This window comes from Lacisediminihabitans sp. (genome assembly GCF_036404185.1).
Classification (GTDB): domain Bacteria; phylum Actinomycetota; class Actinomycetes; order Actinomycetales; family Microbacteriaceae; genus Lacisediminihabitans.
Genome location: NZ_DASWPB010000182.1, coordinates 1 through 13,627, shown reverse-complemented (window position 1 = coordinate 13,627; position 13,627 = coordinate 1). Strand labels below are relative to the sequence as shown.

Below are 13,627 nucleotides of genomic sequence, written 5' to 3'. Positions count from 1 at the left end.
CCCGGAGTCGGCGGATTCAGTCGCCGATGATGCGGGCGCCGTGCACGGGCCCCTGCGCCCGCACCACCCGGAGCCTCGCGGCGCTCAGGACGATCTGCAGCTCCAGGGCGCTGTCGAGATCGGCCGCGAGGAAGGCGACCGTCGGGCCGGAGCCGGAGACCATCCCGGCCAGCGCCCCGTGCTCCTCGCCGAGCTCGATGACCTCCGCGAGTTCGGGCTCGAGGTGCAGCGCCGGCGCCTGCAGGTCGTTGTGCAGCACCTCGGCGAGCATGTGCGGATCGCCGGCCCGGAGCGCCTGGAGGACGTTCGTGTCCACCTGGGGCTGCAGCTGGGCGGGGAAGATGTCCTGCCGATGCCGTTCGCGGTGGCGGTCGAGCTCGCTGTAGACCTCCGGCGTGCTCATCCCGAAGTCGGCGAGGGCGAGCACCCACTGGAACTGCCCCTTGGCGAGCGCGGGGCTGAGCTGGTCGCCTCGGCCGGTCCCGATCGCGGTGCCCCCGGTGAAGGCGAACGGGACGTCGGAGCCCAGCTGGGTTGCCAGCTCGAGCAGGTCCTCGCGGCTGAGCTCCGTCCCCCAGAGCGTGTCGCAGGCGAGAAGGGTGGCCGCGGCATCCGCCGACCCGCCGCCCATTCCGCCCGCGATGGGCACGTTCTTCTCGATCTCGAGGTGCACACCCCCGCGATAACCGGTCTTCCGCGCCAGGAGCGTGGCCGCCTTGATGGCGAGATTCGAGCCATCCGTCACGAGGTCGGAGGTGTCGATCGGACCGGAGAAGTGCACGGAGAAATCGTCGGCCGCCGATGCCCGCACGTTCTCGGCGAGCGAGACCGCCTGGTAGGCCGTCGCCACATCGTGATAGCCGTCGTCGAGGCGGGCGCCGACCTTGAGGAAGACGTTGATCTTGCCTGGTGCCCGCGCGTGCACCACCTTCGAAGCCGCCGGGCTGGTCATGACTCCAACCTAGCCGACACACCTCAGTGCCCTTTATGTGATAGAGCGGGCGATGCCGAGGAACTGGCCGACCGTGAGCTCCTCGCCCCTGGCGGTGGCCGGGATGCCGGCGGCCTCGAGCCGGGCGGATGCCGTCGTGCTGTCGCCGAGGACGACGGACAGCGACTGCCGCAGCATCTTCCGCCGCTGCTGGAATGCGGCATCGACGAGGGCGAAGGTGGCGAGGCGTTCCTCCTCCGTGCCCGGCTGCTCGTGGCGATCGAACCGGACGAGGATGGAGTCGACGTTGGGGACCGGCCAGAAGACCTGTCTGCTCACCTGTCCGGCGGTTCGCCAGTCGCCGTACCAGGCGGCCTTGATGCTCGGGCCGCCGTAGACCTTGGAGCCGGGCGCGGCGGCGATCCGCTGGCCGACCTCCGCCTGCACCATGACCAGTCCGGAGGCCAGCGACGGGAAGTGCTCGAGGAAGTGCAGCAGCACCGGCACGGAGATGTTGTACGGCAGGTTCGCGACGAGCCTGGTCGGGGCGCCGGGCAGGTCGGTGATCCCCATCGCGTCGGCCGTGATGACGGTGAGCGGCGCATCCGGATGGAACAGTCCAACGGTGACCGGCAGCTGCGCGGCCAGCCGGTTGTCGATCTCGACGGCGACGACGGATGCGCCGGTCTCGAGCAGTCCCAGGGTGAGCGAGCCGAGTCCCGGACCGATCTCCACCACGGTCTCGCCCGCCCCCGCCCCCGCGGCCTTGACGATCCTGCGCACGGTGTTCGGGTCGATGACGAAGTTCTGGCCGAGTTTCTTGGTCGGCTGGATGCCCAGCAGGTCGGCCAGGTCGCGGATCTCCGCCGGCCCGAGCAGCTTCGCCGGTTCGGTCATCGCGTCGCCCCGGCCCCTGGCATCCACGCGGCCGCCCCGCTCCAACCCAACCCGGTGGCGGGAGAAACGGTGTCGCGGAGGGAGTTACAACTCCCGCCGCGAGCATTCTTACCCGCCGCGAGAGGATGGATGTCCCGCCGCCAGGACGGTTCTCCCGCCACGAGCGGGAAGAGGATGCGCATCAGGCCAGGTCCGCGGAGTCGATGGCCTCGTCGTACGGCGAACCCAGCTCCTGGCTGACGGGCTCGGCGTCCCAGCTGCCGTAGACGAGTTCGGTGTTCGAGGAGATCTGCGCCGCGAGCATCGAGACGTCGGTGCCGAGGTGGTCGGCCATGAAGCGGAGCGTGTGCGGGATGAGGTACGGCGCGTTCGGGCGGCCGCGGTAGGGCACCGGAGCGAGGTAGGGCGCATCCGTCTCGACCAGGATCTGGCTTCGCGGCACGATCTCGAGGGCCTCGCGCAGGTTGCCCGCGTTCTTGAAGGTCACGGTCCCGGCGAAGGAGAGATACCACCCGTTGTCGGCGCAGAGGCGCGCCATGTCGGCATCGCCGGAGAAGCAGTGGAAGACGGTCTTCTCCGGAGCGCCGACCCGCCGCAGGGTCGCGATGACCTCGGCGTGTGCGTTCCGGTCGTGGATCTGCATGGCGATGTCGTGCTTCTTGGCGATGGCGATGTGCGCCTCGAACGAGCGGAACTGAGCGGCCCTGCCCGGCTCTTCCGTGCGGAAGAAGTCGAGGCCGGTCTCGCCCACCGCCCTGACCCTGGGGCGGGCGGCCAGGTCGTCGATCTCGGCGAGCGCGGCATCCAGCGTTCCCGCCGCCTCGTAGACCGGCGCCTCGTTGGGGTGGATGGCGACGGCCGCGAGCATCCGCGGCTCCCTCGCCGCCATCTCGGCGGACCAGCGCGAGGTCTCCAGGTCGCCGCCGACCTGCACCACCCCGCGGATCCCGACGCTCGAGGCGCGGTCGAGCTGTTCGCGGTAGTCGAGCGGATGCTCGCCGTCCGCGATCTCGAGGTGGGTGTGGTTGTCGTAGACCGGCACCACGAGCGCGGGCGGCAGCGGGGGGTAGCTAAGGTCGCGCCTCTGGGCGGGGACAGGCTCGCGCTGCCGGACGTGTGGAGTGGGATCGCTCACGCGGCGGGAGACTCCGACTGGTCGATGCGCGGGAAGAGCGAGCTCGCGAGCGGGGTCACGACGGGGCCCCCTGCCCAGTCGAACGCCGCGCGGATGTCCTGCTCGGAGAGCGCGCCGAGACCGCCGATCGAGGCCCACAGCTTCGCCGCGGCCTCCGGGATCACCGGGGCGAGCAGGACCGCGAGGGTGCCAAGCCCCCGGACGACGGTGAACAGCACGGTGTCGAGCCGCTCCGCCCTGGCCGGATCCTTCGCGATGGCCCACGGCTCCTGGATGGTGATGTAGCCGTTCAGCTCGTCGACGAGGGTCCAGATGCTCGCCAGGGCGTCGTGGATGGCGAGTCGTTCGACGTCCGCGTCGGCCTCCGCCGTGACGCGCCTGGCGGTCGCGAAGATCGCCTCGTCGGCCTCGGTGAACGGCCCGGGCGTCGGGACGGCGCCGCCGCGGTAGCGGGTCACCATCGCGATCACGCGGGAGGCGAGGTTGCCGAACCCGTTGGCGAGCTCCGCTTGATAGCGAGCCGACAGGTCCTCCCAGCTGAACGAGCCGTCCTGGCCGAAGCTGATCGCACGCATGAAGTAGTAGCGGAAGGCGTCGGCGCCGAAGGTGTCGGTGATCTCGGAGGGGGCAATGCCGGTGAGCTTGGACTTGCTCATCTTCTCCCCACCGACCAGCAGCCAGCCGTGGCCGAACACCTTGCGCGGCACCGGAAGCCCCGCGGCCATGAGCATGGCCGGCCAGATGACCGCATGGAACCTCGCGATGTCCTTGCCGACCAGCTGCACGGCCGGCCAGCGACGCTCGAAGGTGGCGGTGTCGGTGCCGTAGCCGATCGCGGTGATGTAGTTGAGCAGGGCGTCGAACCAGACGTAGAGCACGTGGCTGTGGTCCCACGGGATCGTGATGCCCCAGTCGAAGCTGGAGCGGGAGATCGACAGATCGTCGAGTCCGCCGCGCACGAACTGGATGATCTCGTTGCGCACGCTCTCCGGCTGGATGAAGTCCGGCTGCGACTCGTAGAGATCGAGCAGCTTCTGCTGGAAGTCGCTCATGCGGAAGAAGTAGTTCTTCTCCTTGAGGATCTCGACCGGCCTGCCGTGGATCTTGCAGACCAGCTGGCCGGCGAAGTCGCCGTCGGGGGTCTCCATGAGATCGTCGAGCTGCTTGTACTCCTCGCAGCCGACGCAGTAGTAGCCCTCGTACTCCCCCGAGTAGATGAAGCCGTCGTCGTAGAGCTTCTGCAGGAAGATCAGCACGGCCTTCTCGTGACGCTCGTCCGTGGTGCGGATGAAGTCGTCGTTGGAGATGTTGATGGTCTTCAGCAGCGGCTGCCAGGCGTCCGCGACGAGCTTGTCCGCCCAGGCCTTCGGCGTGGTGTCGTTGGCAACGGCCGTGCGCAGGATCTTCTGGCCGTGCTCGTCGGTGCCGGTCAGCAGCCAGGTGTCGTCGCCGGCCTGGCGGTGCCAGCGGGCGAGCACGTCCGCCGCGACCTCCGTGTAGGCGTGGCCGATATGCGGCACATCGTTCACGTAGAAGATGGGCGTCGCAATATAGAAGGATTCACCGGCGGCCATGGGGAACATCCTAATTGCCCGCGGCGGATGCTTCCGCTCCTGTTACGCGGTGGCGGCGGCGCCGACCTCCCGGCCCGCGCCGCCGCCACTCGTCGACCACCCGTCAGTGCCGGCCCTGTGCGAGCAGGCTCAGCAGGGTAAAGGAGACCTCGCCGATGCCGGTCACGTCGTCGTAGCGACGCTGCGTCGTGAGCGAGGTGTCGGTATCGAAGCTCACCAGGTAGCTGTTGCCGCTCGTCGCGCTCGTGTAGGCCACGGCCTGCCGCGGGTTCTGCGGCACGACGTCGCGGAAGGAGAGCGGCAGGATCCTGTCGATCCCGTAGAGCGTCGGGTTGGCGAACCCGATGGTGCTGTGCGTCGACTGCTGGACGATCGCGATCTGCGCCGCCGTGAGCGGCGAGGCGAGCGAGGTCCCCCCATAGGTCTCCGTGCCGTAGTCGCCGGTCGCCAGCGTCGTATCGTCGACGATCGGACGGATGCCGATGAGGAAGCCGGTGTATGGATCGGCGAGCGCCGCGATGTCCGGTGACACCCGGTGGCCCTTCGCGAGGGACGAGGGGACGATGCCCCGCTGATAGGCCGGCTGGGCGAAGACGGCGCTCGTCCCGCCGCCGGCTCCCCCGGCGAAGCGGGTGCCCGGCAGCGGCTCGGTGTAGCTGAGCCTGCCGGAGGAGTCCTTGACGATCTGGTCGACGGTGTCGCCCCAGCCGGTCTCGAAGGCGATCGTCCCCTTCCTGTCGATGCCGAGCGTGGTCCCGCCGACGGCGGTGACGAACGGCGAGGATGCCGGGAAGTCCGGCGAGGCGTACCCGAGGTTCGCCACCTCGTCGCCGTTGTCCCCGCTGGAGAAGTAGAGGCCGATCCCCTCCCCGGCCGCCTGGATGTGCAGGTTCTCCTCGCCCTTCAGCACGTCGTCGGGGATGGCCTCCCCGAGGTTGCCGTAGCTGTTGCTGACGATGGTCGCGAGCTTGCCGTCGAGGATCGTCGAGAGGGCGACGTCCAGGCCGCCGCCGCAGTTGGTGCCGCCGACGTAGAGGATCTTCGCGCCAGGAGCGATGCCGTGGACCGCCTCGACGTCGAGCGTCTGCTCTCCCTGCCATCCGCTCGGCTCCTGGCAGGCCTCCTGGTCGGTGAACCGGCTGGGGTCAGGCACGATCTGCTGGTAGGTCGCCGCGGTGAGCCCCGGCTCGCCGAGCGCCGCCGAGTAGGTGTTGACGTCCTTCACGATGCTCGGCGAGGCGTAGGCGTCGACGATCGCGACCGTCTGCCCCGCGCCGTTCGTGCCCGACTTCACGAGGTTCGTCACCCCGTAGGCCGACCGCAACTGGGCCGGGGTGTATCCGCAGTTGTAGGTGCTGTACCTGGTCTGCCCGTTGTAGCTCGCCGGGACGGTCACCACGTGCTGACCGATGTACTGCGAGCAGGGTGTGTCGACCACGGGCGGTGCGGCCGCCTTGCGGTTGAACAGCTGCGGATCCTTCTCCGTGCCGAGGTCGCCCTGCTTGATCGAGTCCGGCCGGGTGAGCAGCCTGGCCTGGTCGAGGCTCACGCCGGACACCGCGTGGGCGATGGCGGTGGGCACGGAGGGTGCGGATGCCGGTGCGACGAGCCGCGTCCCGGCGTAGGAGTAGCTGTGCAGCTCGGTGAGGAATCCGCCCTCCAGCTGCGCCGCGGTCCCTCGGAAGACCACGTACAGCCTGCTCGTCGGCACGGCGGTGATGGTGAGCCCCTGGGACTTGAGGAAGTCCACGACCGCATCGGTGTCCGCCTGGGTCGGCGAGAACCGGGAGATCCACTGCTGCGGGGACAGCGGCGCCCGGTAGCCGCGCAGTCCCGGTGTCGAGACGGCGGTGGCGAGTGCCTCGGCACCCGCCGGGTCGCGGAGGGGGAGATAGATCTCGCCCTCGACCGTCTCGTCGTCGGCCGCGGCCCCTTGATCGTTGGCCTGCGTCGCCCAGGACGGGTGAGAGCCGGGATAGCTCACCCGATCCGCCGCGACGGCGGCCGTCGTCCCCGTCACGCTCAGCCCGATGACGGCGGCGACCGTCGCGAGCACTCCGATGGCTGTGTGTGTCCGTGCCCTGTGTGTCCGTGCCCTGCGGCGAGCGACCATCATCATCCGACCCCTTCCCCATCGAGCCGCGGGCGCGACCCGTTGGCAAGCGACGTTATCCCCTCCATCGGTGTCACCACAAGTGGGGTATACCGATTTGTCGGACGGAGTCGGTCAGCGCTCCTTGAGCGCCCCCTCGTACAGGTCGCGGCGGCCGAGGCCCGTCGCCTCGGCGACCTCCGCCGAGGCGTCCTTGAGCCGGGAACCCGTCTCGACGAGCGCAAGCACCTGGGCGATGCCCGTCCCGAGATCGATCTCCTGCACGACGGCGCCCTCCGCGACGATGCAGATCTCGCCCTTCACGCCGGCCGCGGCCCAGTCGGCGAGCTCGGCCGCCGTCCCCCGCCTGACCTCCTCGTAGAGCTTGGTCAGCTCCCGGCAGACGGCGAGCCGGCGGTCCGCGCCGAAGGCGGTGACGATGTCGGCGAGGGCCTCGGCGAGCCGGTTCGGGGACTCGAAGAACACCATGGTGCGCGGCTCGCGGGCGAGCGCCCTGAGGTGGGCGAGACGCCCCTTGCGCGGCAGGAAGCCCTCGAAGGTGAAGCGGTCGGTCGGCAGCCCGGAGAGGGCGAGGGCGGTGACGACCGCGGACGGCCCGGGGAGGGCGGTGACGGTCACCCCCGCGGCGGCGGCGGCGGTGACGATCGAGAAACCGGGGTCGCTGATGGCGGGCATCCCGGCGTCCGTCAGCACGAGCACGTCGTCCTCGCGGGCCAGCTCCACGATCTCGGCCGCCTTGGCTACCTCGTTGTGCTCGTGCAGGGCGATGAGCCTCGGACGGTTCTCGATGCCGAGAGCGCGCATGAGGTGGATGGTCACCCTGGTGTCCTCGGAGGCGATGATCCTGGCGGTGCCCAGGGCCTCCACGAGCCGCCTCGAGGCGTCGCCGAGATTGCCGATCGGGGTCGCGGCGAGGATGATCACCCGTCCATCCTCGCAGTGATCTCCTTCGCCGAAGATCGCTGGTTAGCATTGCACCTGTGACGAGACCCGCGACCACCTTCGACGAGCTGGTCGCGGCGGACGGAACGGAAGGCGCACGGGAGCAGCCCGGGCCGGATCCGGTCGGCACGCGGATCGACGCCTGGTGGGGCAGGATGCTCCGCACCCCGCTCCGGCAGCGCCTCTGGTACTGGGGCGGCCCGGTCGCCGTCACGCTGCTCGCCGCCGTCCTGCGGCTGTGGCGGCTGGGGGATCCGCGCTCCCTGGTCTTCGACGAGACCTTCTACGTCAAAGACGCCTACACCATGATGAGGCTCGGCTACGAGGGCTCCTGGCCGGCGGGCGCCGATGCGAGCTTCACCACCGGCCACGTCGACGTCTACACGGCGAACGGCTCCTTCATCGCGCATCCGCCGCTCGGCAAATGGATCATCTCGCTGGGCTTCCGGCTCTTTGGGGCCGACAGCACGGTCGGCTGGCGGATCAGCACGGCCGTCGTCGGCATCCTCGCGGTGTTCGTGCTCGTGCTGATCGCGAGGATGCTGCTCCGCTCGACCGTGCTGGCGACCATCGCCGGCTTCCTGTTCGCCATCGACGGGCACGCCATCGTCATGTCGCGCACGAGCCTGCTCGACAACTTCGTGATGATCTTCTGCCTGCTGGGGTTCTGGGCGGTGCTGCTGGACCGGTCGCAGAGCGCCCGCCGCCTCGAGACCTGGCTCGTGCGCCGCGAGAAGTCCGGCCGCAGCATCGACTGGGGGCCGGCCATCTGGGCTCGGCCCTGGCTGATCTCGGCCGGTCTGCTCTTCGGGCTCGCGAGCGCGGTCAAGTGGAGCGGCGTCTACTTCCTCGCCGCCTTCGCCGTCTACACCCTGCTCGTGGATGCGCTCGCCAGGCGCCGCGCCGGCATCGCCTTCTGGTCGAGCGGCACCGTCTTCAAACAGGGCCCGGTCACCTTCCTGCTCACCATGCCGATCGCCCTCGCCGCCTATCTGACCTCCTGGACGGGGTGGTTCGTCACCCGCGGCGGCTACTACCGCGACTGGGCCGATCTGCCGGGCAACGCCGTGACGGGCACCTTCTCCTGGATCCCCCACGTCGTCCAGAGCTTCTGGCACTACCAGCAGGCCATCTACCAGTTCAACATCAACGAGCACACCCCGCATCCGTACCAGGCCAATCCGCTGACCTGGCTGTTCCTCGTGCGCCCGACCGCCTTCTACTACGCCGGGCAGCAGAACGGGCAGGCCGGCTGCGCCTCGGCTTCCGGATGCGCGGAGTACGTCACCTCGATCGCCAACCCCGTCCTGTGGTGGGCGGCGACCGCGGCGATCCTCTACCTCGTCTACCGCCTGGCTCGATACCGCCAGTGGCAGGTGGGGCTCATCCTCATGGGGATGCTCGCCGGCTACGTGCCGTGGCTGCTCTACACGCAGCGCACGGTCTTCCAGTTCTACGCGATCGTCTTCGAGCCGTACATGATCCTCGGGCTGGTCGTCGTGATCGGGCTCATCCTCGGCGGACGGGGCGACCCGTCCTGGCGGCGGCTCAGCGGCATCCGGCTCACCGCGGTGTTCCTCGTGCTCGTGGTGCTGGTCAGCGCGTTCTTCTACCCGGTGTGGACCGGCATGCGGGTGCCGACCTTCTTCGCGCAGCTGCACTACTGGCTGCCGGGCTGGCGGTAGCCCGCCCGCTCAGCCGGCGGCTGGATCCGTGGCGTGACGCTCGAGCAGCGGACCCATCCGGCTGGGGATGATCTCCACCATCGCCAGGGTCGTGCTGGCGTGGTCGACCCCCTCGATCTCCAGGATCTTGGTCGTCAGCCGGTAGAGGTCCGCCGCGTCCCGCGCCACCACCCTGGCCAGCAGATCGCCCTGACCGGTGATGGCATGGACCTCGAGAACCTCGGGGATGCGCTCGAGCGCCTGGGTCGTCACGACCGGCGCGTCCTGCGTGATCGAGAGGGTGACGAAGGCCAGGAGCGTGTATCCGAGCACGGCCGGATCGATCCGCCTGCTCGGCTTGCCGAGGAGGTCGCGCGCCGCCAGCTTGGACAGGCGCGCGTGGACGGTGTTCCGCGCGAGCCCGAGCCTGCGGGACAGGGCGAGGATCGTCGCATCCGGGTCGTCGTCGAGCGCCAGCAGGATCCTCGCGTCGACCGAATCGAGACCTGTCATCGTGCGCCCCTTCGTCCCTCTATCGGACGCTCTCTTGAGCATAATGCGCAGCTCTGGCGGCTCATTTGCGCACCGCGTCCACATGAACGAGTCTAGGGACATGACCTCCGTCGACCCGGCATCCGCGCGCCCGCGCATCGCGATCGTCGGAGCGGGCGCCATCGGAACGGTCATGGCCGACGCCCTCTCCGGTGCCGCCGACGTGATGCTCTGCCGGCGAACCGCGACCGAGCGGATGACCCTCGAGCTCGACGGCGAACGACGGGTCGTGGATGCCGGGATCCTCACCCGGGAGAGCCGGATGACTCCGGTCGACTGGGTGGTCATCACCACGAAGGCCCAGGACACCGCCGGCATCGGGGTGTGGCTGGAAGAGCTCGTCGACGACAACACGAGGGTGGTCGTCCTGCAGAACGGGATCGGGCACGCGTCGCGCGTCGCCCGGTGGGTCCCGGAGGATCGGGTCGTTCCCGGCATCGTCTACATCGCCGCGGAGAAGCTGAGCCGCGACCTCGTGATCTGCCGCGAGGCGACCGGCATCACCCTGCCGGCCGGGGCTGCCGGCCGGGAGTTCGCGGCGCTCGTCGGCGCATCCGTTCCCGTGCGTCTCGCCGACGACTTCCAGGCGCAGGCCTGGTCGAAGCTCATCATGAACGTCGCCCTCAACCCGCTGACCACCCTCACCGATCGCACCATGGAGGTCACCGCAGACGAGGAGCTCCGGCCGATCGTCCAGGCGATGCTCAGCGAGGGCGTCGACGTGGCGAGGGCGGAAGGGGTCGGCATGCCGCAGGATGCGACGGTCTCACTCCTCGCCCAGCTCGACCGCCTGCCGCGAAACGGCGCGACGTCGATGCAGCTGGACCGGCGCAACGGGCGTGCCCTGGAATACACCTATCTGACCGGCGCGATGCTGGCGGCCGCCGACCGCCACGCCGTCCCCGTGCCGCACGTGCGCACCGTTCACGGCCTCCTGGCCGCGCTCAAACCGACCGCTCTTCTCGGCTAATCGGGATCGGATCTCCTAGGCTCTGGACATGCCTACGACAGCCATCACCTACATCGGCGGACCGACCGCGCTGCTCGAGTACGCCGGCCTGCGCATCGTCACGGACCCCACCTTCGACGGGCCGCAGACCTACTCCGCTCCCGGCACGACGACCCTCGTCAAGACCCGCGGCCCCGGCGTCTCCCGGACGGAGCTGGGCGCGGTCGATCTCGTGCTGCTCTCCCACCACGGCCACAAGGACAACCTCGACTACGAGGGCCTCGAGCTGATCGCCGGAGGCGTGCCGACCTTCAGCACCCAGCAGGCCGCCACCGACCTGTTCGGCGGCAGCCTCATCGGACTCGACGACTGGGAGAGCCAGGAGATCGGCGGTCTCACGGTGACCGCCGTCCCCGCGCTGCACGGTCCGGCCGGTTCCGAACAGCGCACCGGGCCGGTCATCGGCTTCGTGCTCGAGGCCCCGGGAGAACCCACCGTGTACGTCAGCGGCGACAACGCATCCCTCCCCCTCGTCGGCCAGATCGGCGAGCGCTTCCCCGACATCGACATCGCCCTGCTCTTCGCCGGTGCCGCCCGCATCCCGGCCGTCGACGCGCCACTGACCCTCACCTCCGCGGATGCCGTGACGGCGTCCCGGATGCTCGGTGCCGGCATCGTGGTCGGCCTTCACACCGAGGACTGGCAACACTTCAGCGAGAGCCGCGACGACCTGAGGGCCGCGTTCGCGGGAACCGGGATGCTCGTGTTGACTCCGCGCGGCGAGCGGGTGGTGCTCGCCGAACGCTAGCCCAGGTGCCTCTCCGGATGGCCGTTGTACATGCTCAGCGGCCGGATGAGGGTGTTCGACGAGAGCTGCTCCATGATGTGCGCCGTCCAGCCGACGATGCGGCTGGCGACGAACAGCGGGGTGAAGGTCTCCGTGTCGAAGCCGATGAGGTGGTAGGCGGGACCGGACGGGTAGTCGAGGTTGGGCTTGATGTTCTTGCGCTCCTGCATCTGGGTCGCCAGCGTCGTGTAGAGCTCGAGGAGGTCCTGCGCCTGGTGCTCCTCGATGAGCGTGTCGAGAGCCGCCTTCATCGTCGGAACACGGGAGTCGCCGTTCTTGTAGACCCGATGGCCGAATCCCATGACCCTGCGCTTCTCGGCGAGCGTGGCATCCAGCCATTCGCCCACCCGATCCGCACTGCCGATCTCGTCGAAGATGTGCATGACGGCCTCGTTCGCCCCGCCGTGCAGCGGTCCCTTGAGCGCACCGATCGCGCCGACCACCGCGGAGTAGAGGTCGGCGAGGGTCGAGGTGATGACCCTCGCGGTGAACGTGGACGCGTTGAACGAGTGGTCGGCGTACATGATCATGGACACGTCGAAGGCGTTCACGACCACCAGGTCGGGCACCTCGCCGAAGGCCATGTGCAGGAAGTTCGCACTGTAGCCGAGATCGTCCCGCGGCTCGATGAGGTCGTCGCCGTGGCGCCTGCGCTGGTCGTAGGCGATGATCGCGGGGATCTTCGCGAACAGGGCCATGCCCTTGGCGAGGTTGGCCTCCGGTGCCGAGTTCATCACGTCGGGATCGTTGGCGCCGATGACGCTGACGGCGGTCCGCAGCACGTCCATCGGATGCGCGGTGAGCGGCAGCTCGTCGATCACCCGCCTCGTCGGCTCGTCCAGGGTCCGCAGCGAGCGCTCGAGGGTCTCGAAATCCGCGAGCTGCTTCTCGTCGGGAAGCTCACCGTGCCACAGCAGGTAGGCGACCTCCTCGAAGGAGCATCTCGCCGCGAGCTCCTGCACGGGATAGCCCCGATAGAGGAGCGAGTTGCTCTCCGTGCTGACCCGCGAGACGGCGGTGTAGTCGGCGACCACCCCGACGAGTCCCCTGTGCGGTGTCGGTGCCGGTGCCTGGTGGGTGCTGGCTGAATCGCTCATTCTGCTCCTTCGCTCGGATGTGCCGGAATCGGAAAGGTGAAGACCGAGGTGTCGAACGCGGTGTATCCCTCGTAGTCGAGCAGCTCGTAGAGCCGCGCCCTGGTCTGCATGCCCGCGACCTCGCTCGTGAGCGAGCCCTCGCGGGTGATCGTCTCGAGCCCGCGCTCGGCCGCGCCCATCGCGATGCGCAGCAGGCTGACGGGGTAGATGACGACGTTGACGCCGACACCAGCCAGCTCGTCGGTGGTGAACAGGCGACTCTTGCCGAACTCCGTCATGTTGGCGAGGATCGGCACCTCGACCGCCGCGCGGACGGCCTCGAACTCCGCAAGGTCCTCCATCGCCTCCGGGAAGATGGCGTCCGCGCCCGCGTCCACGAGCGCCTTCGCCCGGTCGATCGCGGCGGCGAGGCCGTCGATGGCGCGGATGTCCGTCCTGGCCATGATCAGCAGGTTCGGGTCGCGCCGCGCATCCACGGCCGCCCGGATGCGCTTGGTCGCGGTCTCGAGACCGACCACCGCCTTGCCGTCGAGGTGGCCGCAGCGCTTCGGGTTGACCTGGTCCTCGATGTGCAGTCCGGCGACGCCGGCGTCCTCGAGCTCCTGCACGGTGCGCGCGACGTTCATCGGCTCGCCAAATCCGGTGTCGGCGTCCACGAGCGTGGGCAGGTCGGTCATCCGGCTGATCTGCTTCGCCCGCTGGGCGACCTCGGTCAGCGTGGTCAGCCCGATGTCCGGCAGCCCGAGGTCGGCGGCGATGACCGCGCCGGAGATGTAGACGCCGTCGAAGCCCTTGTCCTGGATGAGGCGCGCGCTCAGCGGGTTGAAGGCCCCGGGAAGGCGCAGCAGCGCTCCGGTCGCGAGCTCCGCGCGGAAGGCGGCGCGCTTGGCCGCCGGCGTCGTCGTCGTGTAGAGCATCAGAACAGT

The 13,627-nt window shown here is 69.3% G+C and carries 12 protein-coding genes; 3 read left to right on the top strand and 9 right to left on the bottom strand.

What is annotated here, in order from left to right; translation table 11 throughout:
* Positions 1-16: 16 nt before the first annotated feature.
* The 6 genes from VGC18_RS13170 to rsmI form a co-directional block, all read right to left on the bottom strand.
* Positions 17-952, bottom strand: coding sequence for a 4-(cytidine 5'-diphospho)-2-C-methyl-D-erythritol kinase (locus VGC18_RS13170; protein WP_331098123.1), 936 nt, complete (start codon positions 950-952; stop codon positions 17-19).
* Positions 953-985: 33 nt separating this feature from the next.
* Entirely contained in the window at positions 986-1,828 is an 843-nt protein-coding gene (gene rsmA, locus VGC18_RS13165; protein ID WP_331098121.1) for a 16S rRNA (adenine(1518)-N(6)/adenine(1519)-N(6))-dimethyltransferase RsmA, read from the bottom strand.
* 181 nt (positions 1,829-2,009) lie between these two features.
* Positions 2,010-2,963 (bottom strand): TatD family hydrolase, encoded by a 954-nt coding sequence (locus tag VGC18_RS13160; protein ID WP_331098119.1) that lies wholly within the window; start codon positions 2,961-2,963, stop codon positions 2,010-2,012.
* A complete protein-coding gene (gene metG / locus VGC18_RS13155) occupies positions 2,960-4,537 on the bottom strand; it encodes a methionine--tRNA ligase (RefSeq protein ID WP_331098117.1) in 1,578 nt (525 codons plus the stop codon). The genes VGC18_RS13160 and metG overlap by 4 nt, the downstream gene beginning before the upstream one ends.
* Before the next feature lie 103 nt (positions 4,538-4,640).
* Positions 4,641-6,593, bottom strand: coding sequence for a S53 family peptidase (locus tag VGC18_RS13150; protein ID WP_331098115.1), 1,953 nt, complete (start codon positions 6,591-6,593; stop codon positions 4,641-4,643).
* A 171-nt stretch (positions 6,594-6,764) separates the two neighbouring features.
* Positions 6,765-7,574: a 16S rRNA (cytidine(1402)-2'-O)-methyltransferase gene (gene rsmI, locus VGC18_RS13145; protein ID WP_331098113.1), complete on the bottom strand. Its 810-nt coding sequence runs from the start codon at positions 7,572-7,574 to the stop codon at positions 6,765-6,767.
* A gap of 56 nt (positions 7,575-7,630) precedes the next feature.
* Here rsmI and VGC18_RS13140 point away from each other — a divergent pair, with 56 nt between their 5' ends.
* On the top strand, positions 7,631-9,277 hold the full coding sequence (locus tag VGC18_RS13140) for a dolichyl-phosphate-mannose--protein mannosyltransferase (RefSeq protein WP_331098111.1): 1,647 nt from the start codon (positions 7,631-7,633) through the stop codon (positions 9,275-9,277).
* 9 nt (positions 9,278-9,286) lie between these two features.
* On the opposite strand, the gene VGC18_RS13135 is transcribed toward VGC18_RS13140, so the two are convergent.
* Complete coding sequence (locus VGC18_RS13135; RefSeq protein ID WP_331098108.1) at positions 9,287-9,769, bottom strand: Lrp/AsnC family transcriptional regulator; 483 nt, start codon at positions 9,767-9,769, stop codon at positions 9,287-9,289.
* Between the two features lie 100 nt (positions 9,770-9,869).
* Between VGC18_RS13135 and VGC18_RS13130 the strand changes: the two genes are divergently transcribed.
* Positions 9,870-10,778 carry a 2-dehydropantoate 2-reductase gene (locus tag VGC18_RS13130; protein WP_331098106.1) on the top strand — a complete coding sequence of 303 codons (909 nt, stop codon included), beginning with the start codon at positions 9,870-9,872 and terminating at the stop codon, positions 10,776-10,778.
* Between the two features lie 28 nt (positions 10,779-10,806).
* Positions 10,807-11,565, top strand: a complete 759-nt coding sequence (locus VGC18_RS13125; RefSeq protein ID WP_331098104.1) for an MBL fold metallo-hydrolase — start codon at positions 10,807-10,809, stop codon at positions 11,563-11,565.
* On the opposite strand, the gene VGC18_RS13120 is transcribed toward VGC18_RS13125, so the two are convergent.
* Both VGC18_RS13120 and prpB read right to left on the bottom strand, forming a co-directional pair.
* On the bottom strand, positions 11,562-12,701 hold the full coding sequence (locus VGC18_RS13120; protein ID WP_331098102.1) for a bifunctional 2-methylcitrate synthase/citrate synthase: 1,140 nt from the start codon (positions 12,699-12,701) through the stop codon (positions 11,562-11,564). The genes VGC18_RS13125 and VGC18_RS13120 overlap by 4 nt on opposite strands.
* Entirely contained in the window at positions 12,698-13,618 is a 921-nt protein-coding gene (prpB, locus tag VGC18_RS13115; RefSeq protein WP_331098154.1) for a methylisocitrate lyase, read from the bottom strand. Before prpB ends, VGC18_RS13120 begins: the two co-directional genes overlap by 4 nt.
* Positions 13,619-13,627 lie beyond the last annotated feature (9 nt).

What these genes read in the sequence shown, in the direction of transcription:
- VGC18_RS13170 (WP_331098123.1), bottom strand. Translation starts at nt 952, where the DNA reads ATGACCAGCCCGGCGGCTTCGAAGGTGGTGCACGCGCGGGCACCAGGC.
- rsmA (WP_331098121.1), bottom strand. Translation starts at nt 1,828, where the DNA reads ATGACCGAACCGGCGAAGCTGCTCGGGCCGGCGGAGATCCGCGACCTG.
- metG (WP_331098117.1), bottom strand. Translation starts at nt 4,537, where the DNA reads ATGGCCGCCGGTGAATCCTTCTATATTGCGACGCCCATCTTCTACGTG.
- VGC18_RS13135 (WP_331098108.1), bottom strand. Translation starts at nt 9,769, where the DNA reads ATGACAGGTCTCGATTCGGTCGACGCGAGGATCCTGCTGGCGCTCGAC.
- VGC18_RS13130 (WP_331098106.1), top strand. Translation starts at nt 9,870, where the DNA reads ATGACCTCCGTCGACCCGGCATCCGCGCGCCCGCGCATCGCGATCGTC.
- VGC18_RS13125 (WP_331098104.1), top strand. Translation starts at nt 10,807, where the DNA reads ATGCCTACGACAGCCATCACCTACATCGGCGGACCGACCGCGCTGCTC.
- VGC18_RS13120 (WP_331098102.1), bottom strand. Translation starts at nt 12,701, where the DNA reads ATGAGCGATTCAGCCAGCACCCACCAGGCACCGGCACCGACACCGCAC.
- prpB (WP_331098154.1), bottom strand. Translation starts at nt 13,618, where the DNA reads ATGCTCTACACGACGACGACGCCGGCGGCCAAGCGCGCCGCCTTCCGC.